This is a genomic window from Nocardia transvalensis NBRC 15921 (assembly GCF_000308875.1).
Lineage (GTDB): Bacteria > Actinomycetota > Actinomycetes > Mycobacteriales > Mycobacteriaceae > Nocardia > Nocardia transvalensis.
Genome location: NZ_BAGL01000042.1, coordinates 1 through 25,514, shown reverse-complemented (window position 1 = coordinate 25,514; position 25,514 = coordinate 1). Strand labels below are relative to the sequence as shown.

Genomic DNA, 25,514 nt, shown 5'->3' with positions numbered 1-25,514 from the left:
CCGCACGTGCGCGGCGGCCGGGGTCAATTCTTGCCCGACTCCGGCGATTTCGCCGCGCCGGACGTCCCGGAGTTGGCGGCATCCACCGGGTTATCGCCGTCGGCGGCGGAATCGTTGCGGGTCTCGGCGGATTCGGGCTTGTCACCGTCGGAATCGGAAGCCTGCTCGTCAGCGGATTCCGCGGTCTCCTCGGAATCGGCGGAGTCATCGTTCGCCGCGGAGTCGTCGTCCGCCACCGAATCACCTTCCGCGGCCGATTCACCTTCCGCCACCGATTCACCTTCCGCGGCCGATTCACCTTCCGCCGTGGCAACGGTGGCCGCCACGGGTGCGGTCTCCGCTTCGGCGGCGGCGCGGCGGAGAGCGCCGAACTGCCAGGGCCAGGGGCGGGGGGCGCCGGGCTCCAGTTGCGCGGCGGTCTCGCGGCCGCGGGTCGCGAGGAGGAAATACGCGATGGCGCACAGGAATACGAGCGCCGAGGTGAAGGAGTTGATGCGGACGCCGAACACGTGGGTGGCCTCGTCGTCGCGCAGCAGCTCCACCCAGAACCGGCCGAAGCAGTAGACGGCCACGTACAGCGCGAACAACCGGCCGTGGCCGATGCGGTAGCGCTTGTCCAGCCACACCAGCGCCAGCACGCCGAGCACGTTCCACACCAGCTCGTAGAGGAAGGTGGGCTGCACGATCTTCTCCACCACGCCGGTGGAGACGCCGTTCATCATGTCCAGCCGGCCGTCGGTGTCGAAGCGCAGGTAGATCTCCAGGCCCCACGGCTTGTCCGTGGCGCGGCCGTAGAGTTCCTGGTTGAAGTAGTTGCCGAGACGGCCGATCGCCTGCGCCAGCAGGATCGCGGGGGCGATGGCATCGCCCAAGGCGGGCAACGGGATTCGGTACACCCGGCAGCCGATCCAGGCGCCGACGCCGCCGAGGAAGACCGCGCCCCAGATGCCGAGGCCGCCCTCCCAGATCTTCAGCGCGTTCAGCGCGTGGCCGCCCGCGCCGAAGTACTTCTGCCAGTCGGTGGCGACGTGGTAGAGCCGCCCGCCGATCAGGCCGAACGGCACCGCGAACATGGCGACGTCGAGCACCGCGCCGGGCTGCCCGCCGCGCTCGCGCCAGCGCCGCTCACCCCACCAGATGGCGACGACGATGCCGACGATGATGCACAGCGCGTAGGCCCGCAGCGGGAATCCGCCGATGTACCACACCCCGCGGGACGGACTGGGAATCGCGGCCAGCACCGCCGCCTGCGCGCCAACAGTGTCTGCCAGGACTGGAAAAGTCACGCGCCCACCGTAACGGAACGCGCCGCGTGAGCCGTCGTCGCGGTCATCGGCGCACTACTCGTGTCCGGCCGGATCAGGAGGCGACCGGAGCCGAGCGCACGCCCTCGGCGAGTTCGGCGGTGAGCGCGCGGACGTGGTCCAGGCCCTCGCCGGCCGCGGAGACCAGAGCCGAGCCGACGATGACTCCGTCGGCGTACGAGGCGATTTCGGCGGCCTGCGCGCCGCTGCGGACGCCGAGACCGACGCCGATCGGGATATCGGAGTGGGTGCGCACCCGCGCGCACAGCTCGGGCGCCATCGAGGACACCGCGTCGCGCGCGCCCGTCACGCCCATGGTGGAGGCGGCGTAGACGAATCCGCGGGTGGCCTCGAGCGTCTTGACGAGCCGCTCCTCGGTCGAGGACGGCGCGACCAGGAAGATGCGATCCAGATCGTGGGCGTCGGAGGCGGCGAACCACTCCCCCGCCTCCTCTGGGATCAGATTCGGCGTGATGAGCCCGAGCCCGCCGGCGCCGGCCAGATCGCGGGCGAAACGGTCGACGCCGTACTGCAGCACCGGATTCCAGTAGGTCATGACCACGGCCTTGCCGCCCGCGGCGCTGATCGCCTCGACCACGGAGAAGACGTCGCGCACCCGCACGCCGCCCCGCAGGGCCTGTTCGGCGGCCGCCTGGATGGTGGGGCCGTCCATCACCGGATCGGAGTAGGCGATGCCGACTTCGATGATGTCGCAGCCGGATTCGACCATCGCCGTGCACGCCGCGATGGACCCGGCGAGATCCGGATAGCCCGCGGGCAGGTACCCGACCAGGGCGGCCCGGCCCTCGGCGCGGCAGTCGGCGAAGGTGCTGCCCAGGCGACTCACTGCTGCTCCTCCGGCTCGTCGAACAGCCCGAACCAGCGGGCGGCGGTATCCATATCTTTGTCGCCGCGGCCGGACAGGCTCACCAGAATGATTGCGCCCTCGCCCAATTCGCGGCCCAGTTGCAGCGCGCCCGCGACCGCGTGCGCCGATTCGATGGCCGGGATGATGCCCTCGGTGCGCGACAGCAGCAGCAGCGCGTCCATCGCCTCGGTGTCGGTGATCGGGCGGTACTCGGCGCGGCCGAGGTCCTTCAGGAAGGCGTGCTCGGGGCCGACGCCGGGATAGTCCAGGCCCGCGGAGATGGAATGCGATTCGATGGTCTGGCCGTCCTCGTCCTGCAGCAGGTACGAGTAGGCGCCCTGGAACGCGCCGGGCGTGCCCCCGGTGAAGGTGGCCGCGTGCCGTCCGGTCTCGACGCCGTCGCCCGCCGCCTCGTAACCGATCAGCCGGACGCCGGGATCGTCGATGAAGGCGTGGAAGATGCCGATCGCGTTGGATCCGCCGCCGACACAGGCGGTGACGGCGTCGGGCAGCCGGCCCGTCCGGTCCAGCACCTGGGCGCGCGCCTCCAGCCCGATCACGCGCTGGAAGTCGCGCACGAGCAGCGGGAACGGGTGCGGCCCAGCGGCGGTGCCGAAGCAGTAGTACGTGTCGTCGGCGTGGGTGACCCAGTCGCGCAGCGCCTCGTTGATGGCGTCCTTGAGCGTCTGCGAGCCGGTCGTCACCGACACCACCTCGGCGCCGAGCAGCCGCATGCGAGCGACGTTGAGCGCCTGGCGGGCGGTGTCGACGGCGCCCATGTAGACGATGCACTCGAGCCCGAGCAGCGCGCACGCGGTCGCGGTGGCGACGCCGTGCTGGCCCGCGCCGGTCTCGGCGATGACCCGGGACTTGCCCATCCGCTTGGCCAGCAGCGCCTGGCCCAGCACATTGTTGATCTTGTGAGAACCGGTGTGGTTCAGGTCTTCCCGCTTCAGCAGGATGCGCGCGCCGCCCGCGTGCTCGGCCAGCCGGGTGCACTCGAACACCGGCGAGGGCCGCCCCGCGTAGTCGCGCTGCAGCCGGTCGAGTTCGGCGAGGAAGTCCGGGTCGACCCGGCACTTGTCGTATTCGGCGGTGACCTCCTCGATTACCGCCATCAGCGCCTCGGGCACGTGGCGGCCGCCGTACGCGCCGAAGTGGCCGCCCTGGTCGGGCTCGTGGCTGCGCTGGGTGACCCCGGCGCTGGCCTGCGGCAGGTCCCCGGTTCCGGGCTCCTGGGTGCGGGTCATCGAGCCGCACCCCGGCGCAGCGGCCGCGGGCAGGACGGGTGGGTGCCGGCGGTCGCCAGCTCGGATACGGCCGCGCGCGGATCGCCGCTGGTCACCAGGCTCTCGCCGACCAGGACCGCGTCGGCGCCCGCACCGGCGTAGGCCAGCAGGTCGGCGGTGCCGTTGATCCCCGATTCGGCGATCCGGATGACCTCGGTCGGCAGGCCGGGCGCGATGCGGGCGAACACGTCGGTGTCCACCTCGAGGGTCTTGAGGTTGCGGGCGTTGACGCCGATGACCGAGGCGCCGGCCTCGAGCGCGCGGTCGGCCTCCTCCTCGGTGTGCACCTCGACCAGCGCGGTCATGCCCAGCGATTCGGTGCGGTCGATCAGCGAGGACAGCACGTCCTGCTCCAGCGCCGCGACGATCAGCAGGATCACGTCGGCGCCGTGCGCGCGGGCCTCGTGGATCTGGTACGGGCCGACGACGAAATCCTTGCGCAGGATCGGGACGTCGACGACCGCGCGGACGGCGTCCAGGTCGTCGAGCGACCCGTTGAAGCGGCGGCCCTCGGTGAGCACGCTGATGACCCGCGCGCCGCCGTCCTCGTAGGCCTTGGCCAGGCTGGCCGGGTCCGGGATGTCGGCCAGTTCGCCCTTGGAGGGGCTGGCCCGCTTGACCTCGGCGATCACGCCGACACCGTCCTGATGCAACGCGGCGAACGCGTTGCGCGGCGACGGCGCGTCGGCGGCGGCCTTCTTGACCGTCTGAAAATCCAGGAGGGCTTCCCGAGCGGCCACATCCGCGCGGACCCCGTCGAGAATCGAGTCGAGTACCGTCATCTGGCTCGAATCCTTTCTGGGGAGACGGACTTGCTGCCTGAGAATCCCCCCAGGCGCTGTCTCACCGATGCTGATAAAGAGTAAATGGCTATGTTCCTGGTACCGACGGCGGGGTGTTCTGCGTCGCATCGCTCCCGAAGGGGATAATGCTCACCTTCCCGGCTCGTCGTCGGTGGGATCGGTCCCCGCGTCGAGAGCGTCCCACAGCACTCTCTCCGACAGCTGATCCGGGGCCGTCGCGGCGGTTCCGGACGCCGGTTTCGCGGGATCGTCCGCCGTTGCCTTCTCGGCTCGTGCCGCGGCCACCTGGTCGGCCGCAGCGGCACGCCGGAAGACGGGGTTGTCGTACTTGCCGGACAGCCGTGCCGTGGTCTCCGGCATGCGGGCCAGCAGCACGCCCGCGGCGAAGGCCAGCACCGCGCAGATCAGGGTCAGCACGGCGGGGAACGAGGCGGTGGTCATCTGGTCCACCTGGGCGCGGGCGGGCAGTTCCGCCAGTGTCGCGGCCCGTGCGGCGGTCTTGGTGTGCCCGGTGAGCAGCGCGTATCCGGGCACCGCGGCGATCGCGGCCAGGACCGCCACCACCACGCCGACCAGCCGCCGCAGCCAGCCCCGGGTGGCGAGCGCCGCGGCCACGGCCGCCAGCAGCACCAGCGCGAGCGGGGTCAGCGCCCCGAACCACAGCCCGCCGTTCAATTCCTTGGTCCGCGGTTCGGTGAGCCCGTCCGACGACACGATCGTCACCCACGTCATCCGTGACGCGGCCCACAACCCCGCCGCGGCCACCACGAGCAGCACTGCCGCGCCGACCGGATACTTCCGTCGCGGCGCACCACCCGGAGCGGTCGTCGCCGCACCGGCCGCATTCGTCTCGGTGCCCGCCGCACCGGCCGCATTCGTCTCGGTGCCCGCCGCACTGGGACTCGCGTCGGTGCCCGTCACACCGGGACTCCTGTCGGTGCCCGTCACACCGGGACTCCTGTCGGTGCCCGCCGCAGCGGGACTCCCGTCGGTGCCCGCCGCAGCGGGACTCCCGTCGGTGCCCGTCCTCTCTTCCCCCGCCTCGGGCGGGGGCGAATCGGGTTGCACCGGTTCGGATTCCGGGGCGCTCATCGATCCGCACCGCCGGGGCGATCGGGGGTGAAGGCGCGGACGGTCCGGGCCGCGGCGATGGCCTTGAGGACCGCCATCGCCTTGTTGCGGGATTCGTCGTCCTCGTATTCGGGCACGGAGTCGGCGACGATGCCCGCCCCGGCCTGCACGTAGGCGGTGCCGTCCTTGAGCAGTGCGGTGCGGATGGCGATCGCGGTATCGGCGTCACCGGCGAAGTCGAGGTAACCGACCACACCCGCGTAGGTGCCGCGGCGGGTTCGCTCGAGTTCCTCGATCAGTTCCATCGCCCGCACCTTGGGCGCGCCGGACAGCGTCCCGGCGGGGAAGCACGCCCGCACGGCGTCGAGCGCGATCTTGCCGGGCGCGAGCCGCGCCGACACGGTCGACACCAGGTGCATCACGTGGCTGTAGCGCTCCACGTGCCGGTACTCGGTGACGCGCACCGATCCGGGCTCGCAGACCCGGCCGAGATCGTTGCGGCCGAGGTCGACGAGCATCAGGTGCTCGGCGTTCTCCTTGGCGTCGGCCAGCAGGTCCTTCTCCAGCAGCAGATCGTCCTCCTCGGAGGCGCCGCGCCACCGGGTGCCGGCGATCGGATGCGTGGTGGCCACGCCGTCCTTCACCGTCACCAGCGACTCCGGGCTGGAGCCGACGATCGAGAACGCGGTCTCGCCGGAGGCGTCCGGGACGTTCAGCAGATACATGTAGGGGCTCGGATTCGACGCCCGCAGCATCCGATACAGATTCAGCGGGCTGCCGGTGTAGTCCATCTCGAAGCGCTGCGAGAGCACCACCTGGAACGCCTCGCCCGCCTCGATCTCCTTCACCAGGCGGCGCACCCCGGCGCCGAACTCCTCGGTGGTGCACTGGCGGCGGTAGTCCGGTTCGGGCCGGTCGAAGACCGAGACCGTCGATTCGGCGGGGGCGGCCAGCGCGGCGGTCATCCGGTCCAGCCGGGCGACCGCGTCGTCGTAGGCCTCGTCGACGCGGTCGTCGGTGCCGTTCCAGTTGACGGCATTGGCGATCAGGGTGATCGCGCCCTCGTGGTGGTCGAAGGCGGCCAGGTCGGTGGCCAGCAGCATCACCATCTCGGGCACGTGCAGATCGTCGACGGTCAGCTCCGGCAGGCGCTCCATCCGGCGCACGGCGTCGTAGCCCAGGTAGCCGACGAGGCCGCCGGTCAGCGGCGGCAGACCGGGCAGCCGCTCGGTGCGCAGCAGCTCCAGCGTGTCACGCAGCGCCACCAGCGGATCACTGCCGGACGGGGCGCCGGCGGGGGTGTTGCCCAGCCAGCTGGCCTGCCCGTCGACCACGCTCAGCGCGGCCGGGCTGCCCGCGCCGATGAACGACCATCGCGACCACGATCGCCCGTTCTCCGCCGACTCGAGCAGGAACGTTCCCGCCCGTTCGGCGCCGAGCTTGCGATAGGCCGACAGCGGAGTCTCGGAGTCGGCCAACACTTTCCGGGTCACCGGGACCACGCGGTGTTCGGCCGCGAGCGCGCGGAACTGCGCACGGGTCGTGGTGTCGGTGGTCCCCGGACGATCGTTGGCTGAACCGTGCATGGACCCCATCTTTTCAGGTCGGAACAGACGCGAATTCGTTACCCCTAACGGACAGTCGAGCACCATCGGTCTCACTAGACTCGCGGCGTTCCACGTCGCAGCGGTTTCCCCCATTATCGAGAGGAGTTCAACACAGATGTACCCCTCGCAGCCGGTCGCACCGGAGGGTCCCCGGCACGCAGGTCCGCCTTCGATTCCGGGCAGTCACCCCGGCCAGCCCCCGCGGATGAATCTCGGCCACTCCAGCGGCCAGAATCCGAACAAGTACAACGCGCTGGCCTCGTTCGTGACCTACGTCAAGGCCATCGAACACCTCGACCGCTCGCGTTTTCCCGACGAGTACGCCGAGCACACCGATCGCATCAGGGAACTCAAGCCGTTCCTGAAGGCCCACGGCATCCTCGACGTCATGGCGGTCAAGAATCCGGAAGTGGCCGCGCTCCTGGGCGTCTGAGCGCCGCGCGCGGTACCGGGCACCCGGGTGTGCCCGGTACTGTCGCATTCCATGAAGGAAGGCCAGCGCGCTCCGCAGTTCGATCTCCCCGACCAGGCCGGAATCTCCCGGTCCCTCGACGCACTGCTGGCCGACGGCCCGCTCGTGCTGTTCTTCTACCCCGGCGCCAACACCCCGGTCTGCACCGCCGAGGCGTGCCACTTCCGTGATCTCGCAGGCGAATTCGCCGCCCTCGGCGCCTCGTGCGTCGGCATCAGCACCGATTCGGTCGACACCCAGGCCGGCTTCGACGACAAGCAGCGGCTGGGTTACCCACTGCTGTCCGATGCGGACGGCGCGGTCGCCGAGCGCTTCGGCGTCAAGCGCGGCCTGCTCGGCAAGCTGGCCCCCGTCAAGCGCCAGACCTTCGTCATCGACACCGACCGCACGGTCCTGAAGGTGATCACCGGCGAGCTACGCGCGAACGTGCACGCCGATACCGCCCTGGAATTCCTGCGCGCCCGCAAGGGCTGACCCGAAACGCCGGGCTCGGGCCGTTCCCTCATCCCGGGCCTGACACATACGCTATCGCTATGACTTCGCGGAGCGTGGAGCAACAGCCCGGCGCCAAACCGACGACGATCGTCTGGCGCAACCGGATCCTCGCATTCCTGGCCGTGGCCGTGGTGGTCGTGGTCGCCTACTTCATCCTCGCCGCCTTCATCCCGCGCTGGTGGGCGCAGCGCATCGCGACCATGTCCGGGCACGGCAGCTTCGCCAAGGGCATCTGGTCCGGCCTGGCGCTCGGATTCGTCTGCACGCTGGTCCCGCTGCTCCTGCTGCTGTTCGCCGCGCTGATGTGGCGGCGGCGCGCGGGCCGGTTCCTCGCGGGCGCCGCGGCCGTGCTGGCGATCGCCACGGCGATACCGAACCTGATGACGCTCACCATCGTGCTGGGCGGCAACACCGCCGCACACGCGGGCGAGCGCATCCTCGACGTGGACGCCCCGGGCTTCCGCGGGGCCACGCTGATCGCGGCCATCGTCGCCGCCGCCCTGTTCCTGCTGCTGGTCTTCGTGGTGCTGCGCCGCCGGTACCGCACCCGTCGCGCCGCCAAGCGCCCCGCCCCGGCCGGACCGGTCGAAACCACCCCCGCGCCGCCGCCGACCGGCACGAACAGGTCCGGAGAGACACCTCCCCAGGACTGAGGAGCCGCGTGATAGGTGTCACGTCATGCACTACAGCCGTGACCATCGAGCGAAATCATGGCAAACTTGATATCTGCCAGTGACTGATTTGAAGTTTCAATATTCGATAGCACAGCTAACGAACAAACGGTCACGCGGCTGCATTGAGAGGGCGCGATGTGACGAAGTGGCTGAATCCCATCGAACAGCGAGCTTGGCGGACTCTTGTCACGCTGACGACTCGGCTACCAGCGGCGATGGATACCCAGCTGCAGCGCGAGTCAGGTGTGACACATTTCGAGTATTTCGTCATGGCGCTGCTGACAGAAGAACCCGGGCACCGGTTGCAGTTGAGCGAGCTTGCCTTCAAGGCAAATGCATCGCTATCTCGACTGTCGCACGTGGTGACGAAATTGGAGCGGCTGGGCTGGGCCCGCCGCGAATCCCTGCGCGGGCGGCGGGGCGCCTGCGCGGTGCTCACCGACGCCGGATACGCCAAGGTCGAGGAGACCCGGGCCGGATATCTGGACGCCGTGCGCGGCCTGGTGTTCGACGGGCTGGACGAGGAGCAGACCGAGGGGCTGGTGGAACTCGGCGAACTCCTGGTGGCCCAGCTCGACGCCGGCCTGGCCCGGGGCATCGGGCGCACCGGCCGGCCCTTGACGACAGAGAACGGGGAGTAAGCCCGCCCTCAGGCGGGGTCGGCCAGCAGGACGTCGCCGTCCCAGCAGGTGTGCGTGCCGGTGTGGCAGGCGGCGCCCTCCTGGTCGACCACCAGCAGGACGGCGTCGCCGTCGCAGTCCAGGCGCACCTCGTGCACGTACTGGGTGTGGCCGGACGTATCCCCCTTCACCCAGTACTGCTGCCGGGACCGGGAGTAGTAGGTCGCCTTGCGGGTGGCGAGGGTGCGGGCCAGCGCCTCGTCGTCCATCCACGCCATCATCAGCACGTCGCCGGTGCCGCGCTCCTGCGCGATCGCGGCGACCAGCCCGGCCTCGTTGCGCTTGAGGCGGGCGGCGATGTCGGGGTCGAGACTCATGCAGACCTTTATATCAATGCGTCAGCGGACCACGACGCCGTCGGCCCGCATCGCGTCCTTGACCTGCGGGATGGTCAGATCGCCGAAGTGGAAGACGCTGGCGGCGAGCACCGCGTCGGCGCCCGTCCGCACGGCCGGGGTGAAGTGCTCGACGCGCCCGGCGCCGCCGCTGGCGATGATCGGCACCGAGACCGCCTTGCGGACCGCCTCGATCATCGGCAGATCGAAGCCGCCCTTGGTGCCGTCGGCGTCCATCGAATTCAGCAGGATCTCCCCCACGCCCAGTTCGGCGCCGCGCTCGGCCCACTCGACGGCATCGATGCCGGTGCCGCGCTTACCGCCGTGCGTGGTGACCTCCCAGCCCGACGGGGTGGGCGGGTTGCCGTCGGGGACGACGCGGGCGTCGACCGACAGCACGATGCACTGCGAGCCGAACCGCTGCGACATATCCCGCAGGATCTCCGGATTCGCGATCGCCGCGGTGTTGACCGACACCTTGTCCGCGCCCGCGCGCAGCAGCCGGTCCACGTCGTCGACGGTGCGCACGCCGCCACCGACCGTGAGCGGGATGAAGATCTGCTCGGCCGTTCGCGTCACCACGTCGATCATGGTGGCGCGGTCGCCGGAGGAGGCGGTGACGTCTAGGAAGGTCAGCTCGTCGGCGCCCTGCGCGTCGTAGGCGGCGGCCAGCTCGACCGGGTCGCCCGCGTCACGCAGGTTCTGGAAGTTCACGCCCTTCACGACGCGACCGGCGTCGACGTCCAGGCACGGGATCACGCGTACGGCCAGGGTCATGGCGTCCTCTCCGAATCCTCGACCGCGCTGTCGATCAATTCCAGCAGTTCCTCGTGCACACCGGGCGCGGCGGCGAGCACCGATTTGGAGGTGATCGTCCACGGATCGCCGTGCAGATCGGTGACCACGCCCCCGGCGGCGCGCACCAGCGCGACCCCGCCCGCGTTGTCCCACGGATGGTGGCCGAAGACGATCGCCCCGCCGAGCACCCCGGAGGCGGTGAACGCCAGGTCGATGCCCGTGGAGCCGTGCATGCGCACCCGCCCCGACAGCCGGCTCAGCGCACCGAGCAGATCGAACCGGAAGCGGCCCGGAATGCGGCCGTGGCTGTCGATATTGAACGCGCCGAAGCCGATCATCGCGTCCGACAACCGTCCGGAGGCCAACGGCGGCAACGGTTTTCCGTCCAGCAGCAGCGGACCGCCCGACACCGCGGCGTACCGGCGGCCCAGCAGCGGCAGCCAGGTCAGCCCGAGGATCGGCTCGCCCCCGTCGACCAGCGCCAGCAGCATCCCCGACAGCGGATGGCCCGCGGAGTAGTTGAAGGTGCCGTCGATCGGATCGAGGACCCACGCGGTGCCGGAGGTGAGTTCGGGGCCGCCGAACTCCTCGCCGTGCACCGGAATTCCCGTGCGCTCCCGCAGCTGTGCCGACAGCGTGCGCTCGAGTTCGAGATCCAGTTCGGTGGCGAAATCGCCGCGGCCCTTGGACACCGCGCTCGGCGCGCCGACGCCCTCGACGAAGCGCGGGACGACGGAATCCAGGATCTCGCCGGCGACGGCGAGGAGTCCGGCCGGGTCGGTGCGGTCGGTGTCCATCGCCTCAGCGCACCGCGGCCAGCGCCTCGGGCAGCGTGAATCGCCCGGCGTACAAAGCCTTTCCGACGATCGCGCCCTCCACGCCGTCGTCGACCAGGCTCGCGATGGCGCGCAGGTCGTCCAGGGTGGAGACGCCGCCGGAGGCGATCACGGGGGCCTCGGTGGCATTGGTGACCTCGGTCAGGAGGTCGAGATTCGGGCCGGTGAGGGTGCCGTCCTTGGTGACGTCGGTGACGACGTAGCGGGAACAGCCGTCGCGCTCCAGGCGCTCGAGCACCTCCCACAGGTCACCGCCGTCGCTGACCCAGCCGCGCCCGCGCAGCCGGTAGTCGCCGTCGATGATGCGCACGTCCATGCCGACGGCGATGCGGTCACCGAATTCGCCGAGGGCGCGGGCGCACCATTCCGGATCCTCCAGGGCGGCGGTGCCGAGATTCACCCGGGCGCAGCCGGTGGCCAGCGCGGCCTTCAGCGAATCGTCGTCGCGGATGCCGCCGGACAGCTCGACCTGCACGTCCAGCTCGCCGACGACCTCGGCGAGCAGCTCCCGGTTGGAGCCGCGCCCGAAGGCGGCGTCCAGGTCGACCAGATGCACCCATTCGGCGCCGGCCTGCTGCCAGGCCAGCGCGGCCTCGCGCGGCGACCCGTAGCTGGTTTCGCTGCCGGCCTCCCCCTGGACCAGGCGCACGGCCTCACCATTGGCGACATCGACGGCGGGTAGCAAGACAAGACTCACGACAGCAGCCTACTGGGCCGCGATCCCGCTCTCGGCGCCGGGGATGGCGCAAATAGGACGCCGGTCACGGCGGGGCGCCGGGATCCGCGAGGTTTGCCCGGCCGTCCCGCGGGCTATTCGTAGATCACTGTGCCGCCCCGCGAACGAGAGGATGGTCACCCGGTCGGCGTGCGTATCCTGGGGCCGGACACGCCATCTCTCGTCAGTCTCTCGACCTAAGGATTTCCGCCATGCTCCGGATCACGCTGCGCCATTTCGCGATTACGCTGCCGCCGGCTGCCGTCGCGGTATCCGCGCTGGTCGTGACTCCGCCGGCGATCGCGGCGCCCACCGATCCCGCGCAGCTGGCCGCGTGCGACTTCGGCCGCCAGTTCACCACCTTCGACTTCAACAACTACGGCGACTACGACCGCCGCGTGCTGGACCGCTCCACCGCCCCGTTCCACGACCAGTTCCAGGAATCCGGCGCCGACCGCCACGCCCACGTCAGCGCCTCGCACACCATCTCGGAGGCGAAGACGGTCGAGTGCAGCACCGAGTCGTCGGATCCGGAGCACGCCGCCATCATGGTGACCGTCGACCAGTCCACGCGCAGCGACGGCACGCTGGGCCTGCCCCAGCCGATCCGGTCGAATATGCGGGTCTTCCTCGACAACGTCGACGGCCGCTGGCTGGCGGCGCGGGTGGATCAGGTCGATCAGCCGCGCTGAGCGTCCGGAATCCCGGCCCTCAGAAGCCCGCCGAGCCGCTGCCTTCCAGGCCCGCCGTCCAGTAACGCCACCAGGTCGGGATGTCGAACGCGGTCGCGAGCAGAGCCGGAATGTCGCCCATGGCAATCCCTTTCCACCGTGCCGAGCAATCCTGTCGCTACGACGATAAGTGGTGATTGCCGAATATTCGCCCACGCCGCGCCGCGCGGATCTACAACGACCCCACCCAGTTGCGCAGCAGCTGCGCACCGGCGTCGCCGGACTTCTCGGGGTGGAACTGCGTGGCGCACAGGGCGCCGTTCTCCACGGCCGCCAGGAACGGGCCGCCGTGCTCGGCCCAGGTGAGCTTCGCCGGGGCCAGCGTCCCGTTCTCCGGCAGATCCCAGGTGCGGGCGGCGTAGGAGTGCACGAAGTAGAAGCGAGTGTCGGGATCCATCCCGGCGAACAGCACGGTGTCCGACGGCGGGCGCACGGTATTCCAGCCCATGTGCGGCAGCACCTCGGCCGGCAGGCGGTCGACGGTCCCGGGCCATTCGGCGCAGCCCTCGGATTCGACGCCGAATTCGACGCCGCGCTCGAACAGGATCTGCATGCCGACACAGATCCCCAGCACCGGCCGGCCACCGGCGAGGCGCTTGCCGATGATGCGGTCCCCGCGCACCCCGAGCAGCCCGTCCATACACGCGGCGAACGCGCCGACACCCGGCACCACCAGCCCGTCCGCCGCCAGCGCGACCTCGGGATCGGCGGTCACCGTGACGTCGGCGCCCGCGCGGATCAGGGCGCGGTTGGCCGAGTGGAGATTGCCCGAGCCGTAGTCGAGCAGTGCTATGGACTTCACAGCGTCCCCTTCGTCGACGGCACGCCGGTGACCCGCGGGTCGATCTCCACCGCGGCGCGCAGGGCCCGCGCCACGGCCTTGAATTCGGCCTCGGTGACGTGGTGCTGGTCGCGGCCGTACAGCACCCGCACGTGCAGCGCGATACGGGCGTGCGACGCGATCGACTCGAAGACGTGCCGGTTGAGCACCGTGGAGTACGGCGCGCCGGGACCGTTGGTGGGAATCACGGTGTGCAGCAGGTGATCCGGCTCGCCGGTGTGCACGCAGTAGGCGCGCCCGGACACGTCGACGGCGGCGTGGGCGAGGGTCTCGTCCATCGGGATGTAGGCGTCGCCGAAGCGGCGGATGCCGTGCTTGTCGCCCAGGGCCTGGCCCAGCGCCTGACCGAAGACGATCGCGGTGTCCTCGACGGTGTGGTGGGCCTCGATCTCGATATCGCCCTCGGCGCGCACGGACAGGTCGAAGCCGCCGTGGGCGCCGAGCGCGGTCAGCATGTGGTCGTAGAACGGCACGCCGGTGGCGATATCGGTCTTCCCGGTGCCGTCGAGGTTCAGCTCGACGACGATGCTGGACTCCTTGGTGGTGCGCTCCACCCGGGCGATTCTGTTCATGCTCGCTTCCGTCATTCCGGGACCAGGTCCGTGGTGGCCAGTTTCGCGCTCACGCGCAGGAATTCGTCGTTCTCGGCGGCCAGGCCGATGGTGACACGCAGATGCGCGGGGATGCCGACGTCGCGGATCAGCACGCCCTGGTCGAGATAGTGCTGCCAGGCGGCCGGGGCGTCGGCGAACCGGCCGAACAGCAGGAAGTTCGCGTCGCTGGGCGAGACCGTGAAGCCCCGATCGCGCAGCGCCGCGGCCACCCGGTCGCGCTGCGCCGCCAGTTCGGCGACGCTCGCGAGGGTTTCGTCGGCATGCCGCAGCGCCGCCCGCGCCGCGGCCTGCGTGACCACCGACAGGTGGTACGGCAGCCGCACCAGCAGCAGCGCGTCGATCACGGCGGGCGCGGCGGCCAGATAGCCCAGGCGGCCGCCGGCGAAGGCGAACGCCTTGGACATCGTCCGGCTGACGACCAGTTGCGCCGGGAACCGGTCGATCAGCTCGACGGCGCTGGGCGCGCCGGAGAATTCGCCGTAGGCCTCGTCCACCACGACCAGGCCGGGCGCGGCCGCGAGGATCCGCTCCAGATCCGGCAGCGGGATGCTGTGCCCGGTCGGGTTGTTCGGGCTGGTCACGAAGACCACGTCGGGGCGGCGCTCGCCGATGGCCGTCAGCGCGTAGTCGATGTCGAGGGAGAAGTCGGCGTTGCGCTTGGCCTCCACCCATTCGGTGTCGATGCCCTCGGAGATGATCGGGTGCATCGAGTACGACGGCACGAAGCCCAGCGCGCTGCGGCCGGGCCCGCCGAACGCCTGCAGCAGCTGCTGGAGGATCTCGTTGGAACCGTTGGCGGCCCAGACGTTGGACACGTCCAGCGGCACGCCGGTCTGGCGGGTCAGGTAGGCGGCCAGATCGGTGCGCAGCGCGACAGCGTCGCGGTCGGGATAGCGGTGCAGGTCCGCGGCGGCGGCGCGGACGGATTCGGCCACGTCGTCGACCAGGGCGCGGCTCGGCGGATGCGGGTTCTCGTTGGTGTTCAGCTGGACCGGCACGGTCAGCTGGGGCGCGCCGTAGGGGGACTTGCCGCGCAGGTTGTCGCGCAGCGGGAGGTCCGCCAGGGTGATCCGTGACCCCGGCGCACCGGCCGCCTCGATTCGTGTCATGGGGGTGTGAAGTCCTTCGGTGTCGACCGCATCCGTCCGGCTACCAGCCTATCCGGCCGTCGCCAGCGGTTTTCCGTCAGCGGTGTGATCAGCCGAGTTGCTCGAACCGCGCCCGCACGGCCTGGCCGTGCGCGGGCAGGTCCTCGGCGTCGGCGAGCGCGACCACGTGGCCCGCGACATCCTTCAGCGCCGACTCGGTGTATTCGACGACGTGGATGCCGCGCAGGAAGGTCTGCACGCTCAGCCCCGACGAGTGCCGCGCGCAGCCCGCGGTCGGCAGTACGTGGTTGGATCCGGCGCAGTAGTCGCCGAGGCTCACCGGCGACCAGGCGCCCACGAAGACCGCGCCGGCGCTGCGCACCCGGGCCGCGTCGGCGGGCGCGTCGGCGGTCTGGATCTCGAGATGCTCGGCGGCGTACGCGTTCACCACGCGCAGGCCCTGGGCGATGTCGTCGACGAGGACGACGCCGGACTGCTTGCCCGACAACGCCTCCGCGACGCGGTGGTGGTGCTTGACGACGGCCATCTGCGCGGTGACCGCGGCGTCGACGGCATCGGCCAGGGCGACGCTGTCGGTGACCAGGACGCTGGCCGCGAGCACGTCGTGCTCGGCCTGGCTGATCAGGTCGGCGGCCACGTGCACCGGGTCGGCGGTGGCGTCGGCGAGGATCGCGATCTCGGTGGGGCCGGCCTCGGCGTCGATGCCGACCAGGCCGCGGCACAGGCGCTTCGCGGCCGTCACGTAGATGTTGCCGGGGCCGGTGATCATGTCGACCGGGGCCAGCGCGGCGCCGTCGGTGTCGGTGCCGCCGTAGGACAGCAGCGCGACGGCCTGCGCGCCGCCGACGGCCCAGACCTCCTCGACGCCGAGCAGTTTCGCGGCCGCCAGGACCGTGGGATGCGGCAGCCCGCCGAACTGCGCCTGCGGCGGCGAGGCGACGACCAGCGATTCCACGCCCGCGGCCTGCGCGGGCACGACGTTCATCACCACGCTCGAGGGGTAGACGGCGTTGCCGCCCGGGACGTAGAGACCGACCCGCTCGACCGGCACCCAGCGCTCGGTGACCGTGCCGCCGGGGACGACCTCGGTCGTGGTGTCGGTGCGGCGCTGGTCGGCGTGGACGCGGCGGGTGCGTTCGATCGCCACCTCCAGCGCGGCGCGCACCTGCGGCTCCAGCCGGTCGAGGGCCCGCTCGAGTTCCGCGGCGGGAACCCGCACGGACGCGGGCACGACGCCGTCGAACTTCTCGCCGAATTCCAGGGCCGCCTCGACGCCGCGGTCGCGGATCGCCTCGACGACCGGCCGCACCTGATGCAGCACCGAGTCGACGTCGACTCCCCCGCGCGGCAGCGCGGCGCGCAGCTCGGCGGTGGCGGGAGTGCGACCGCGCAGATCGACGCGGGCGAGCTCGATGCGGGATGTCATAGCGGTGCGGAATCCTTGTCTGTGCTGGTCATCACTGCGATGCCGGAGCGGTCCCGGCCCCCACCAGACTATCGGGTCGGGCCGGTCGCGCGTCCCGCCGCCTCCGCGCGCACCCGCTCTGTTTGGATCACAGCGACAGTGCACGCAGCGACAGGAGGGCTGATGACGACGACGGAGATCCCCGAGAAGGCTCGCGACCTGCTGGAACGGCCGCTCTTCGCCGATCTGGCGACGACCCGCCCGGACGGCGCGCCGCAGGTGAATCCGATGTGGTTCGTGTGGGACGGCGAGTTCCTCTGGTTCACCCACACCAATTTCCGGCAGAAGTTCAAGAATCTCGCGCACGAGCCGCGCGTCTCGATCTCGATCTTCGATCCGGAGAATCCGTACCGGTACATCGAGGTCCGCGGCGTGGTCGATCACATCGACGGCGATCCCGAGGGCGCGCTGTACTCGCGGCTGTCGGAGCGGTACGGCAACGGACCGAAGGTGCCGCCGGACGCGAAGGACCGCGTGGCGATCGCGATCCGGCCGACGGGCGTCACCGGGCACGCCGTCCAGCGCGACTGAGTCGCGGCCGTCAGGCGAAGCGGCGGCGGAGTTCGGGCATTCCGTCGCCGCTCAGGTCGGCGAGGGCGGCGGACCGCCCGACCATGGCGAGGGCCAAAGCCTCTCCCGGACCGCGGATCTCGGGCCCGTCGCCCTTCGACCACTCGAGATCGGTGGCGACGTAGCGCAGGCCGCGGGTGTAGCGGCGGGGGAAGGCGAAGGGGTCCGGATGCGACAGGACCGCGGCGAGGCGCTCGGGCGGAATCTCGCGGTCGCGGCCCAGCGGGCGGCGGATGTCCTGCTGGTGCACGAAGGTGTCGGCCAGCGCGAGGGCCGGGGCCATCCGGGTGAACCAGCCGTTCGACGCGGCCAGGCTGTCGACCAGCGCCCGCGGCGGTTCCGCCGCGAACCTGCGCACCAGCACATCGTTCACCCGGTCCACCGAAAAGCGCCCGCGCACAAGGAAACCCGTGTAGGTCGCCAGCGATACGGCATCGGTCTGCAGGTGCGCCGCCACGTCCCGGACCCGCCAGCCCGCGCACAGCGACGGCGTCTCCCACTCCTCCTCGGACAGCGTGCGCAACACCGAGACCAGCTCGGCGCGCTCCTCCGCGAGCATCTGCCGTGTATCCATCGCGAAAGGCTAACCGCCCCTCCGTCTTCGGCGATACCCGGACGGCGCTACTTGGTGTCGCTGTCGATCAGCAGCTTCCCGCGACCGGAGTCGATCACGCGCAGCTGCACCGAGGTGGTCTTGCCGCCGTAGGTGACGCTGGCGAGCGACATGTCCACGGAGCCATCGGAATTGGTGCTGCTGCCGCCGCGTGCGCCCTCGATGGTCGAGTACCGCGTGACCCGGTTCTGCGTCCAGTACTCCTGGAACGCCGACTGGCTGCCGTAGACCTGCTGGGCCGCCGGGGTCAGGCTGCTCCACGCGTCGCCGAAGCTCTGGTCGACCAGGTCGCCGTAGAACTTGTCGATCATGTCCGCGGCCCCGCCCACCGACGCCTGGCCGGTGCTCTTGGTCTGGCCGAGCGCGCCCGAGGCCGGGGCGCTGCTCTGGGCCGCGGCGCTGGAGGACGCCGAACTGCCCTGTGAGGACGGCGGATTCGAGCCGCCCGGGGAGAACAGGAAGTACAGCGCCGCGCCGACGATCACCAGGCAGACCACGACGCCGCCGATGACGAGACCCTTGCCGCCGCCGGACGGGGCGGGCTGCGGCGCCGACCGCACCGGGTTGGACCGGGTCGGCGGGTGGTGGGCCGCACCGTTGGCGACCGGTCGCACCGGCGGCAGCTCCGGCTCGGAAGCCGGTGCGGCCGAAGCCATCATCTCCGCGGTGGAGATGTCGGCCTGGGCGGCACGGCGATCGATGGTCCGGGTGGCGCGGCGTCCGGCGGGCCGATGGGTGGCCAGCATCCGGGTGGTCTCCGCGCCGTCGCCGAATTCGGCGAAATCGGCCAGCTGGTCGCGTACTTCGGTCATGCTCGGCCGGTCCTCCGGCTCGAAGCTCAGCAGCGACAGCAGCAGGTCGGTGAGCGGGCCGGCGTTGCGCGGCTCGCCGAGCTGGCCGTTGGCGGCCGCGTACAGCAGCGCCAGCGGATTCGGGTTGGTGCCGTACGGCGGCTCACCCTCGAGCGCGTGGAAAAGCGTTGCGCCCAGGGCGAATACGTCGGCGGCCGGGGTCGGCTCGGCGCCGCGGGCCACCTCGGGCGCCAGGTACGCCGCGGTGCCGGAGATCAGGCCGGTCGCGGTCAGGGTGACATCGCCCTTGGCCTTGGAGATGCCGAAGTCGGTGATCTTCACCGTGCCGTTCTCGCCCAGCAGCACGTTGCCGGGCTTGACGTCGCGATGCACGATGCCCGCCCGGTGTGCGGCCACCAGCGCCGACGCCACCTGCTCGCCGATGCGGGCCACCTGGGGTAGCGGCAGCGTGCCCTGCGACGACAGCACCACCGCGAGGCTCTGCGACGGCAGATACTCCATGATCAGGCACGGGTCACCCGCGTGATCGGTGATGTCGAAGACGACGATGGCGTTGGGGTGCTGGAAGCGGGCGGCGTTGCGTGCCTCACGCGAGGCGCGCTGACGCACGATCTCCTTCTCGCCGGGCGGGAGACTGGGCTGGGTGAGGATCTGCTTGATCGCCACCGAACGTTCCAGCCGCTCGTCGACGGCGCGCCAGACGACGCCTGTGCCGCCGCTACCAATCCGCTCGACCAGGCGGTAATGCCCTGCGATCACTTGGCCGGTTTCGATGGCACTACTCCGAGTTTCTGCGCGATCCGTGACTTACCGCGCGCGGGGTTGCCCGCGCGTTCCCGGACGAGTGTAGCGGGCCGGACGGGCGGGTCTGCCGCCGGAGCGCAATACGTGTGAAATATGTACGAAAGGCCTGAGATGCGGGTGAGATCACCGCGCGATATCCCTGAGATCCCCTGTGGCCGAGATCACTTTCGCGTCACTGCGGTTCGGGAGCGCACCGCTACCGCCGGGCCCGCAGGAACCGGCCCGCGGCGTCCACGGCCGGGCCGGAACTCCCCGCGTCGGCGACGAATACGGCCACCGCCAGATCGCCGTCGATGCCGACGAACCAGCCGTGCGCGTGCTTGTCGTCGATGTACTCCGCGGTGCCGGTCTTGCCCAGCATTCCGGGGATATCGCGCAGCTGGGTCGCGGTGCCGTCGGTGATCGTCTCCCGCATCATCGCCTTCACCTGATCGGCGACGGTCGGCGGAAGCGGCTCGGGGACGCGGTCGGGCGTACCGGGTTTGCCCGCGACGATCGCCGGATTCGGCACCGAACCGTGCGCCAGCGTCGCGGCCACCAGCGCCATGCCGAACGGGGTCGCGGTGACCTTGCCCTGGCCGATCCCCTCCTCCACGCGCAGCGCGGGGGTGTCGGCGGTGGGCACCTTGCCTGTGACGGTGGTCATGCCGGGCGCGGTGTAGTCGATGCCGAGGCCGAGTTGCGCGGCCGCCTTCGTCAGCCCGTCGGGCGGCAGGCCCACCGCGAGGCGGCCCATCGTGGTGTTGCAGGAGCGGGCGAACGCGGTGTGCAGCGGCACCGTGCCGAGGTCGAAGTTGTTGTCGTTGGGGATCTGGCGGCCCTCGATGTTCTCGGTGCCGGGGCAGGCGACCGGGGTGTCGGGGGTGACCTGCCCGGCCTGCAGCGCGGCGGACACGGTGACAGTCTTGAACGTCGATCCCGGCGGGTAGAGGCCGGTCAGCGCGATCGGTCCCTGGGCGTCGGCGGCCGGATTCTGGGCCACCGCGAGCACGTTGCCGGTCGACGGCTGGATGGCGACCAGCGCGGCCGGGGTCGGGATCGGCGCGAGCGCCTCGTCCCCGGCGCGCAGCATGCCGGTGTCGAGGGTGGCGGCGATGTCGGCGACGGGTTTCGGATCCGGTCCCCCGACCCGCTGGGTGCCCGTGGGCGTCGTCGCGCGCACCGCCCATCCGGACGCCGCGTCGGTATCGGCCTGCCACAGCTCCGACAGCCCGGACAGCGCCGGCGACGCGAGGGTCTTGTCGGTGGTCAGCAGCCGGGTCTGGGGCGCGAGGGTGACGTTCGGCAGCGCGGCCAGCCGGTCCTGGATCGGGTCCAGATCGGCCTGGCGCAGCGCGATGGCGGTGACCGGTTTCCCTTGCGCCCCGGCCAGTTCCGCGCTCAGCGAGGCCGCGGTGATGCTCGGATCGATCGGCCCGAGCAGGCCCGCGACGGCCTCGGGGTCGGCGCCCGGGGCGAGGTTCACGAGTGTCACGACCTGCTGGGTGAGCAGATCCGCGCCGGTGCGGTCCAGGACGCGCGCGGCGGGGTCGGGGGCGACGCCGCTGTAGCTGAGCGGTCCCTGGTCGAGTCCGGGCGCGACCGTCGCCGGATTCCAGCGGATCCGCCAGCTGTCACCGGATTCCGTGGCGTCGCCGGTGGTGCGGTAGGTCCACTGGTTGCGGCCGTCCGGGCCGAGCTTCCAGGTGGCGGCCAGGGCGAAGGTGGCCCCGTTGTCGGTCTTGTCGATCGTGTCGACGTCGAAGCGCACGTCCTTGCCGAGATTCTCGAACAGCGGGCCGAGCGTGCCCGACGCCCGCGCGGGATCGGTGGTGACGGCCGCCGCCGCGGGGATGTCGTCGCGGTTGAGCGCGTCGGCGAAGGTATGCACGGCGGTATCGAGGCGGTCGGCGGAGGTGTCGCCGGAGCAGGCGGCGAGGGCCAGTACCGGGGCGGCGAACAGGGCGAACAGTTTCATACCGGTGCGCACGAGCCCGACCCTACCGCCGCTCGGCGCGAATTCAGTGGTACAGCGCGGGCTCTCCCGACAGCGTGGCGGAGTCGGCCGCGTCCAGGTCGATGTCGAACACCTCCGACAGCGTCGCGGGCAGATCGGTCAGCGCCAGTTCGCGGGTCTCGGAGCTGCCGTCCGGATATTCGGTCAGCAGGGTGGTGCCGTCGAGAACGTGGTGCACGTCCGGGCGGAAGCGCTGCACGTACGGGCGGGTCACGAACGGCGAGCGCGGCGAGGTGGCGACGAAGTGGCTGCCGACCGCGTAATCGATCCGGTACTGGGGATTGAGGGTGAAGGTGTGGCGTTCGATCCAGCCGTCGCGCGCGAAATGGTGCAGGGTCCACAGCTCGGAGCCGAGTTCGCCGGTGCCGCGCTCGAGGCGGAAGCGCCAGTCGCCGGCCAGTACCTCCCCGGCGGCGGGGTTCATCTCCAGCGGCGCCAGCGGTCCGGCGCCGAATCCCACGTCGCACAGCCACACCCGGTCGTCGTCGGCGGTCGTCACCCGCAGCACCGCGTGCGTCGCGGGGCGCAACCCGCTCTGCGCGCCCATCACGATGCGCCCGTGCAACCCGGTGACACCGAAGCCGAGGCGTTCGAGCGCGGCCGCGAACAGCCCGGCGTTCTCGTAGCAGTAGCCGCCCCGGCGGCGGCGGATCATCTTGTCCTGCAACGATTCCACGTCCAGCAGGATCGGGCGGCCGAGGATGATCTCCAGATTCTCGAACGGGATCGTGGTGGTGTGCGCGTACTGGAGCTGCCGCAGCGTGTCCACCGTCGGCACCCGCTCCCCGGTGAAGCCGATGCGCGCGAAGTACGCGTCCAGGTCCAGCTCGTCACCGTTCCAGTGGTAGGCCGGATCCGCGGGCTTACTCATCGTGCCTCCTCGTCGAGTGTCCCCTCGATCATGCCCCGCACTTCGCGTGTCGCGGCGCGGGCGGCGCGGTCACGACACCGTGGGCGACATCGACCAGGTAGTCCCGGTCGCCTTCGCCAACCGGTTCCGTCCCGGTCAGCAGCCGCTCGACGACGCACCCGCCCTCGAACCACGCCGGACCGACGGAGTGGTCGCCCGGCACCACGGCCCCGGTCAGATCGCGGCCGGAGGCGATCGTGTACGTCGACACCGGCTTACCCGCGGCGGTCAGCGCGGCACGCAGTTCGAGACCGTGCGAATAGGGCACGAGGGAATCGGCGAGGCCGTGGACGAGAAAGCTGCGACGTACGGCGAGGCGTCCCGCCAGCAACGCCGGAGACCTCTCGGCGTAGGCCTGCGGGCAGGTCACCGGCGTGCAGCCGCCGGCCTCCCGCTCGATCTGACCGCGCAGTTCCGGTCCGGCCAGGTCGGCGCCCAGCCACGCGGTGGCGTCGTCCGCGGGACCGAAGGTGTCGACCCAGTAGTCGAACAGTCCGGGCGGCGCGGCAGCCGCGGCCAGCCCGCCGGTGATACCGCCCTGGCTCCAGCCCCACAGCACCGTGCGCGTGATCGAGGGGTGGCCGTCGCGGTACCAGCGGGTGGCGGCCAGGATGTCGTCGCGCCCGGCGAGCAGGTTCCACTCGCCCGGGACCCAGACGCTGCCGGGGCCGCGCAGGTCCATGATCAGCACCGGGCTCGCGGTGCGGCGGGCCAGAGCGGTCAGATACTCCGCGAAATCGGCGGAGGTGCCGTCGTGGCCGTGCACCGCGACGACCAGAGCGCCCGGATCGCCGCCGCACCCGGCGGGCTCGTAGACGCGGCCGGTCGCCGTCTCGCCGTCGACGGGCAGCGCCACGGAGCGCACCTCGACCGAACACGCCGGTTCGGCCGAAACCTCCTGTGCCGCACCGATCGCCGATGTCAGCACGCCGAGGAGGACGAGCCCGAGCACCTGCCAGCGGTTGCGACGCGTCATCGCCGCATCATCGCACGCCGCCGAGGCACTACTATTCGTTCATGCGTTCGATCGATGCCGCCCAGCGCCGGGCGCGCCTGGCCGTCCGGCACCTGCTCGCGCCCGCGCACCGGGCCGATGACGCCGCCGCCGTCGCCGAGGCGATGGTGGCGCTGCATGCCACGGATCCGGCGACGGTATTCCTGTCGGTGGCCGCCCGCACGTCGGGCCTCGAGCCCGCCCACGTGGAGAAGGCGCTGTACGAGGACCGCACGCTGCTGCGGATGCTGGCCATGCGCCGCACCATGTTCGTGGCGCCGGTGGATCTGCTGCCCGCGCTGCAATCCGCGGTCGCCGACGCGCTGGCGGACAAGCAGCGCCGCACCTACGGCCGCTACCTGAGCGAGGTCGTCGAGGGCGATGTGGCGAGCTGGTTGGCGGAGGTGGAGGACGAGACGCACCGCGCGCTGCTGGCCCGCGGCAGCGCGACCGGCGCGCAACTCGGGGCCGCGGTGCCGCGGCTGCGCACCCAGGTCGACACCGCCCCCGGCAAGGCGTACTCCAAACCCACCAACATCACCACCTGGGTGCTGGTGACGCTGGGCTGCGCCGGGCACATCGTGCGCGGCCGCCCCAACGGCACCTGGGCGAGCAGTCAGTACACTTGGTCCCCGATCGAATCATGGCTTCCCGCACGATCTTCCGCCCTGCCGATCGAGCAGGCCCGCGCCGAACTGGTGCGCCGCTGGCTGCGCGCCTTCGGCCCGGCGCCGATCACGGATCTGAAGTGGTGGACCGGCTGGACCCTCGGCGAGGTGCGAAAGACGGTGGCGGGGTTGGATATCGCCGAGGTCGACCTCGGCGGCGCGCCCGGTATCGCACTCGCCGACGACCTCGAGGACGTGGCCGCGCCGGAACCGTGGGCGGCACTGCTCCCGGCGCTGGATCCCACGCCGATGGGCTGGCAGTCGCGGGAGTGGTTCCTCGGCCCGCACGGACCGGCCGTCTTCGACCGCAACGGCAATGTCGGCCCCACCGTGTGGTGGGACGGCCGCATCGTCGGCGGCTGGGCGCAGCGCAAGGACGGCGAGATCGTCTGGCGACTCCTCGAGGACGTCGGCGCCGAGGCCCGGGAGCAAGTCGCGGCGGAGGCCGAGCGGATGCGCACGTGGTTCGGCGACGTCCGCGCCATACCCCGGTTCCGGACGCCGCTGGAGCGCGAACTCACGGCCTGACCCGGGCAATAACTCACGGCCCGATCCAGGCGACAACTCACGGCCCGATCCGGGCGCGAACCCACGACCCAACCCCGGCGCAAACTCACGACCCAACCCCGGCGCAAACTCACGACCCAACCCCGGCGCGAACCCACGGCCCAACCCCGGCGCGAACCCACGACCCAACCCCGGCGCGAACCCACCGCCCGATCCCGGCGGTACTGTGGCCGGGATCACCACGCGGACTTCGTGAGTCGTCACACATCGGCCGGACCCCACGACTTCCGGGGCTTTCGCCGCGGATGATCTCTGTTAGCGTCTGCCTGTCGGCATCCGGTCCGGCACGACGAAGGCCACCCGGCCGACTCCAGGGGGACGCATCATGCCGCTCGCCAGTGACACCGAACTCACGGCGGAACCGTTGCGCGACACCATGTTCCGCGACGCCGCCGTGGGCGTGTGCGCGCTGGTCAGCACCAGCGGGGCCGCCGACCCGACGCGACGGAGCCGGGTCGCCGACCGCATCGGCGCCGCCGGTGCGCTGAACGGCTTCGCGGCGCCGGAGCTGCGCACCCTGTTCGAGGACAACTGGCATCGCCTCACCCTCGATCCCGCCTTCGGCCGCGCCTACGTGCTGCAGCAGGTCGCCCGCGTCACCGAGCGCCCGGCGCAGGCGCGCGCCGCGGTCCGCGTCGGTCTCGAAATCACCGCGGCGGAGGGCGGATTCGACCTGCGCGAGGCCGCGGTGCTGCGCGAATGCTGCCGGGTGCTGCGGCTGGCCCCGGCGGAGTTCGGGCTGTAACTCCCTACATGTCCAGACCCAGGTCCAGCACCCGCACCGAGTGCGTGAGCGCGCCGACCGCGAAATAGTCCACGCCGGTCGCGGCGTACGCAGCGGCGGCGTCGAGCGTCAGCCCGCCCGAGGACTCG

The 25,514-nt window shown here is 71.1% G+C and carries 27 protein-coding genes and 1 pseudogene; 8 read left to right on the top strand and 20 right to left on the bottom strand.

Translation table 11 applies throughout. From position 1 onward, the window contains the following. Positions 1-23: 23 nt before the first annotated feature. The 6 genes from lgt to ON41_RS12565 all read right to left on the bottom strand — a co-directional run bounded on the left by lgt (position 24) and on the right by ON41_RS12565 (position 6,930). The gene (gene lgt / locus ON41_RS12590) at positions 24-1,286 is read right to left on the bottom strand and encodes a prolipoprotein diacylglyceryl transferase (RefSeq protein ID WP_040747774.1); all 1,263 of its coding nucleotides are present in this window, start codon (positions 1,284-1,286) and stop codon (positions 24-26) included. A 73-nt stretch (positions 1,287-1,359) separates the two neighbouring features. Beyond that, positions 1,360-2,151, bottom strand: coding sequence for a tryptophan synthase subunit alpha (gene trpA / locus ON41_RS12585; RefSeq protein ID WP_040747773.1), 792 nt, complete (start codon positions 2,149-2,151; stop codon positions 1,360-1,362). Continuing rightward, positions 2,148-3,422, bottom strand: coding sequence for a tryptophan synthase subunit beta (gene trpB / locus ON41_RS12580; protein ID WP_040747772.1), 1,275 nt, complete (start codon positions 3,420-3,422; stop codon positions 2,148-2,150). Before trpB ends, trpA begins: the two co-directional genes overlap by 4 nt. Further along, positions 3,419-4,243 (bottom strand): indole-3-glycerol phosphate synthase TrpC, encoded by an 825-nt coding sequence (gene trpC, locus ON41_RS12575; RefSeq protein ID WP_040747771.1) that lies wholly within the window; start codon positions 4,241-4,243, stop codon positions 3,419-3,421. Before trpC ends, trpB begins: the two co-directional genes overlap by 4 nt. 150 nt (positions 4,244-4,393) lie before the next feature. Next, positions 4,394-5,185 (bottom strand): TIGR02234 family membrane protein, encoded by a 792-nt coding sequence (locus ON41_RS12570; protein ID WP_373281344.1) that lies wholly within the window; start codon positions 5,183-5,185, stop codon positions 4,394-4,396. A 167-nt stretch (positions 5,186-5,352) separates the two neighbouring features. Then, entirely contained in the window at positions 5,353-6,930 is a 1,578-nt protein-coding gene (locus ON41_RS12565; RefSeq protein ID WP_373281343.1) for an anthranilate synthase component I, read from the bottom strand. Between the two features lie 217 nt (positions 6,931-7,147). Here ON41_RS12565 and ON41_RS12560 point away from each other — a divergent pair, with 217 nt between their 5' ends. The 4 genes from ON41_RS12560 to ON41_RS12545 all read left to right on the top strand — a co-directional run bounded on the left by ON41_RS12560 (position 7,148) and on the right by ON41_RS12545 (position 9,224). Continuing rightward, complete coding sequence (locus ON41_RS12560) at positions 7,148-7,375, top strand: hypothetical protein (RefSeq protein WP_246461690.1); 228 nt, start codon at positions 7,148-7,150, stop codon at positions 7,373-7,375. A 51-nt stretch (positions 7,376-7,426) separates the two neighbouring features. Next, positions 7,427-7,888, top strand: coding sequence for a peroxiredoxin (locus ON41_RS12555; protein ID WP_040747768.1), 462 nt, complete (start codon positions 7,427-7,429; stop codon positions 7,886-7,888). Between the two features lie 59 nt (positions 7,889-7,947). Then, positions 7,948-8,562, top strand: a complete 615-nt coding sequence (locus ON41_RS12550) for a permease (protein ID WP_246461691.1) — start codon at positions 7,948-7,950, stop codon at positions 8,560-8,562. Between the two features lie 158 nt (positions 8,563-8,720). Beyond that, a complete protein-coding gene (locus ON41_RS12545) occupies positions 8,721-9,224 on the top strand; it encodes a MarR family winged helix-turn-helix transcriptional regulator (protein WP_246829515.1) in 504 nt (167 codons plus the stop codon). Positions 9,225-9,232: 8 nt separating this feature from the next. On the opposite strand, the gene hisI is transcribed toward ON41_RS12545, so the two are convergent. From hisI to priA, 4 genes are read right to left on the bottom strand one after another with little or no spacing between them, the layout of a single operon-like run. Further along, positions 9,233-9,580: a phosphoribosyl-AMP cyclohydrolase gene (gene hisI / locus ON41_RS12540; RefSeq protein WP_040747767.1), complete on the bottom strand. Its 348-nt coding sequence runs from the start codon at positions 9,578-9,580 to the stop codon at positions 9,233-9,235. Positions 9,581-9,601: 21 nt separating this feature from the next. Continuing rightward, complete coding sequence (gene hisF / locus ON41_RS12535) at positions 9,602-10,375, bottom strand: imidazole glycerol phosphate synthase subunit HisF (protein ID WP_040747766.1); 774 nt, start codon at positions 10,373-10,375, stop codon at positions 9,602-9,604. Next, positions 10,372-11,193 (bottom strand): inositol monophosphatase family protein, encoded by an 822-nt coding sequence (locus ON41_RS12530; RefSeq protein WP_040747765.1) that lies wholly within the window; start codon positions 11,191-11,193, stop codon positions 10,372-10,374. The genes hisF and ON41_RS12530 overlap by 4 nt, the downstream gene beginning before the upstream one ends. 4 nt (positions 11,194-11,197) lie before the next feature. Then, complete coding sequence (gene priA / locus ON41_RS12525; RefSeq protein ID WP_040747764.1) at positions 11,198-11,929, bottom strand: bifunctional 1-(5-phosphoribosyl)-5-((5-phosphoribosylamino)methylideneamino)imidazole-4-carboxamide isomerase/phosphoribosylanthranilate isomerase PriA; 732 nt, start codon at positions 11,927-11,929, stop codon at positions 11,198-11,200. Between the two features lie 230 nt (positions 11,930-12,159). On the opposite strand from priA, the gene ON41_RS12520 reads away from it, so the two are divergent. After that, positions 12,160-12,639 (top strand): Rv1363c family protein, encoded by a 480-nt coding sequence (locus tag ON41_RS12520; RefSeq protein ID WP_040747763.1) that lies wholly within the window; start codon positions 12,160-12,162, stop codon positions 12,637-12,639. 211 nt (positions 12,640-12,850) lie between these two features. Here ON41_RS12520 and hisH read toward each other — a convergent pair whose 3' ends face one another. From hisH to hisD, 4 genes are all read right to left on the bottom strand, one after another. Next, a complete protein-coding gene (gene hisH, locus ON41_RS12515; RefSeq protein ID WP_040747762.1) occupies positions 12,851-13,480 on the bottom strand; it encodes an imidazole glycerol phosphate synthase subunit HisH in 630 nt (209 codons plus the stop codon). Beyond that, the gene (hisB, locus tag ON41_RS12510; protein WP_373281342.1) at positions 13,477-14,091 is read right to left on the bottom strand and encodes an imidazoleglycerol-phosphate dehydratase HisB; all 615 of its coding nucleotides are present in this window, start codon (positions 14,089-14,091) and stop codon (positions 13,477-13,479) included. The genes hisH and hisB overlap by 4 nt, the downstream gene beginning before the upstream one ends. Positions 14,092-14,102: 11 nt before the next feature. After that, positions 14,103-15,242 carry a histidinol-phosphate transaminase gene (locus ON41_RS12505; protein ID WP_040747760.1) on the bottom strand — a complete coding sequence of 380 codons (1,140 nt, stop codon included), beginning with the start codon at positions 15,240-15,242 and terminating at the stop codon, positions 14,103-14,105. An 88-nt stretch (positions 15,243-15,330) separates the two neighbouring features. Beyond that, a complete protein-coding gene (hisD, locus tag ON41_RS12500) occupies positions 15,331-16,668 on the bottom strand; it encodes a histidinol dehydrogenase (protein ID WP_040747759.1) in 1,338 nt (445 codons plus the stop codon). Between the two features lie 162 nt (positions 16,669-16,830). Here hisD and ON41_RS12495 point away from each other — a divergent pair, with 162 nt between their 5' ends. Further along, complete coding sequence (locus ON41_RS12495) at positions 16,831-17,238, top strand: PPOX class F420-dependent oxidoreductase (protein WP_040747758.1); 408 nt, start codon at positions 16,831-16,833, stop codon at positions 17,236-17,238. Positions 17,239-17,248: 10 nt separating this feature from the next. On the opposite strand, the gene ON41_RS12490 is transcribed toward ON41_RS12495, so the two are convergent. The 5 genes from ON41_RS12490 to ON41_RS12470 form a co-directional block, all read right to left on the bottom strand. Next, positions 17,249-17,851: a maleylpyruvate isomerase family mycothiol-dependent enzyme gene (locus ON41_RS12490; RefSeq protein WP_040747757.1), complete on the bottom strand. Its 603-nt coding sequence runs from the start codon at positions 17,849-17,851 to the stop codon at positions 17,249-17,251. Between the two features lie 47 nt (positions 17,852-17,898). Continuing rightward, the gene (locus tag ON41_RS12485; protein WP_040747756.1) at positions 17,899-19,461 is read right to left on the bottom strand and encodes a serine/threonine-protein kinase; all 1,563 of its coding nucleotides are present in this window, start codon (positions 19,459-19,461) and stop codon (positions 17,899-17,901) included. A 241-nt stretch (positions 19,462-19,702) separates the two neighbouring features. Continuing rightward, positions 19,703-21,463 carry a penicillin-binding transpeptidase domain-containing protein gene (locus ON41_RS12480; RefSeq protein ID WP_040747755.1) on the bottom strand — a complete coding sequence of 587 codons (1,761 nt, stop codon included), beginning with the start codon at positions 21,461-21,463 and terminating at the stop codon, positions 19,703-19,705. A 43-nt stretch (positions 21,464-21,506) separates the two neighbouring features. Next, positions 21,507-22,373 (bottom strand): arylamine N-acetyltransferase family protein, encoded by an 867-nt coding sequence (locus ON41_RS12475; RefSeq protein ID WP_040747754.1) that lies wholly within the window; start codon positions 22,371-22,373, stop codon positions 21,507-21,509. A 28-nt stretch (positions 22,374-22,401) separates the two neighbouring features. Continuing rightward, complete coding sequence (locus tag ON41_RS12470) at positions 22,402-23,388, bottom strand: alpha/beta hydrolase family protein (RefSeq protein ID WP_051161306.1); 987 nt, start codon at positions 23,386-23,388, stop codon at positions 22,402-22,404. Positions 23,389-23,429: 41 nt separating this feature from the next. On the opposite strand from ON41_RS12470, the gene ON41_RS12465 reads away from it, so the two are divergent. Then, positions 23,430-24,602 (top strand): winged helix DNA-binding domain-containing protein, encoded by a 1,173-nt coding sequence (locus tag ON41_RS12465; protein WP_040747753.1) that lies wholly within the window; start codon positions 23,430-23,432, stop codon positions 24,600-24,602. A 364-nt stretch (positions 24,603-24,966) separates the two neighbouring features. Next, positions 24,967-25,386, top strand: a complete 420-nt coding sequence (locus ON41_RS12460; RefSeq protein WP_040747752.1) for a tellurite resistance TerB family protein — start codon at positions 24,967-24,969, stop codon at positions 25,384-25,386. 4 nt (positions 25,387-25,390) lie between these two features. On the opposite strand, the pseudogene ON41_RS40170 reads toward ON41_RS12460, so the two are convergent. After that, positions 25,391-25,514: pseudogene (locus tag ON41_RS40170) on the bottom strand (carboxylating nicotinate-nucleotide diphosphorylase); the annotation flags it as partial.

What these genes read in the sequence shown, in the direction of transcription:
- trpB (WP_040747772.1), bottom strand. Translation starts at nt 3,422, where the DNA reads ATGACCCGCACCCAGGAGCCCGGAACCGGGGACCTGCCGCAGGCCAGC.
- trpC (WP_040747771.1), bottom strand. Translation starts at nt 4,243, where the DNA reads ATGACGGTACTCGACTCGATTCTCGACGGGGTCCGCGCGGATGTGGCC.
- ON41_RS12565 (WP_373281343.1), bottom strand. Translation starts at nt 6,930, where the DNA reads ATGGGGTCCATGCACGGTTCAGCCAACGATCGTCCGGGGACCACCGAC.
- ON41_RS12560 (WP_246461690.1), top strand. Translation starts at nt 7,148, where the DNA reads ATGAATCTCGGCCACTCCAGCGGCCAGAATCCGAACAAGTACAACGCG.
- ON41_RS12555 (WP_040747768.1), top strand. Translation starts at nt 7,427, where the DNA reads ATGAAGGAAGGCCAGCGCGCTCCGCAGTTCGATCTCCCCGACCAGGCC.
- ON41_RS12550 (WP_246461691.1), top strand. Translation starts at nt 7,948, where the DNA reads ATGACTTCGCGGAGCGTGGAGCAACAGCCCGGCGCCAAACCGACGACG.
- hisI (WP_040747767.1), bottom strand. Translation starts at nt 9,580, where the DNA reads ATGAGTCTCGACCCCGACATCGCCGCCCGCCTCAAGCGCAACGAGGCC.
- hisF (WP_040747766.1), bottom strand. Translation starts at nt 10,375, where the DNA reads ATGACCCTGGCCGTACGCGTGATCCCGTGCCTGGACGTCGACGCCGGT.
- ON41_RS12530 (WP_040747765.1), bottom strand. Translation starts at nt 11,193, where the DNA reads ATGGACACCGACCGCACCGACCCGGCCGGACTCCTCGCCGTCGCCGGC.
- ON41_RS12520 (WP_040747763.1), top strand. Translation starts at nt 12,160, where the DNA reads ATGCTCCGGATCACGCTGCGCCATTTCGCGATTACGCTGCCGCCGGCT.
- hisB (WP_373281342.1), bottom strand. Translation starts at nt 14,091, where the DNA reads ATGAACAGAATCGCCCGGGTGGAGCGCACCACCAAGGAGTCCAGCATC.
- ON41_RS12505 (WP_040747760.1), bottom strand. Translation starts at nt 15,242, where the DNA reads ATGACACGAATCGAGGCGGCCGGTGCGCCGGGGTCACGGATCACCCTG.
- hisD (WP_040747759.1), bottom strand. Translation starts at nt 16,668, where the DNA reads ATGACATCCCGCATCGAGCTCGCCCGCGTCGATCTGCGCGGTCGCACT.
- ON41_RS12495 (WP_040747758.1), top strand. Translation starts at nt 16,831, where the DNA reads ATGACGACGACGGAGATCCCCGAGAAGGCTCGCGACCTGCTGGAACGG.
- ON41_RS12490 (WP_040747757.1), bottom strand. Translation starts at nt 17,851, where the DNA reads ATGGATACACGGCAGATGCTCGCGGAGGAGCGCGCCGAGCTGGTCTCG.
- ON41_RS12480 (WP_040747755.1), bottom strand. Translation starts at nt 21,463, where the DNA reads ATGAAACTGTTCGCCCTGTTCGCCGCCCCGGTACTGGCCCTCGCCGCC.
- ON41_RS12475 (WP_040747754.1), bottom strand. Translation starts at nt 22,373, where the DNA reads ATGAGTAAGCCCGCGGATCCGGCCTACCACTGGAACGGTGACGAGCTG.
- ON41_RS12470 (WP_051161306.1), bottom strand. Translation starts at nt 23,388, where the DNA reads ATGACGCGTCGCAACCGCTGGCAGGTGCTCGGGCTCGTCCTCCTCGGC.
- ON41_RS12465 (WP_040747753.1), top strand. Translation starts at nt 23,430, where the DNA reads ATGCGTTCGATCGATGCCGCCCAGCGCCGGGCGCGCCTGGCCGTCCGG.
- ON41_RS12460 (WP_040747752.1), top strand. Translation starts at nt 24,967, where the DNA reads ATGCCGCTCGCCAGTGACACCGAACTCACGGCGGAACCGTTGCGCGAC.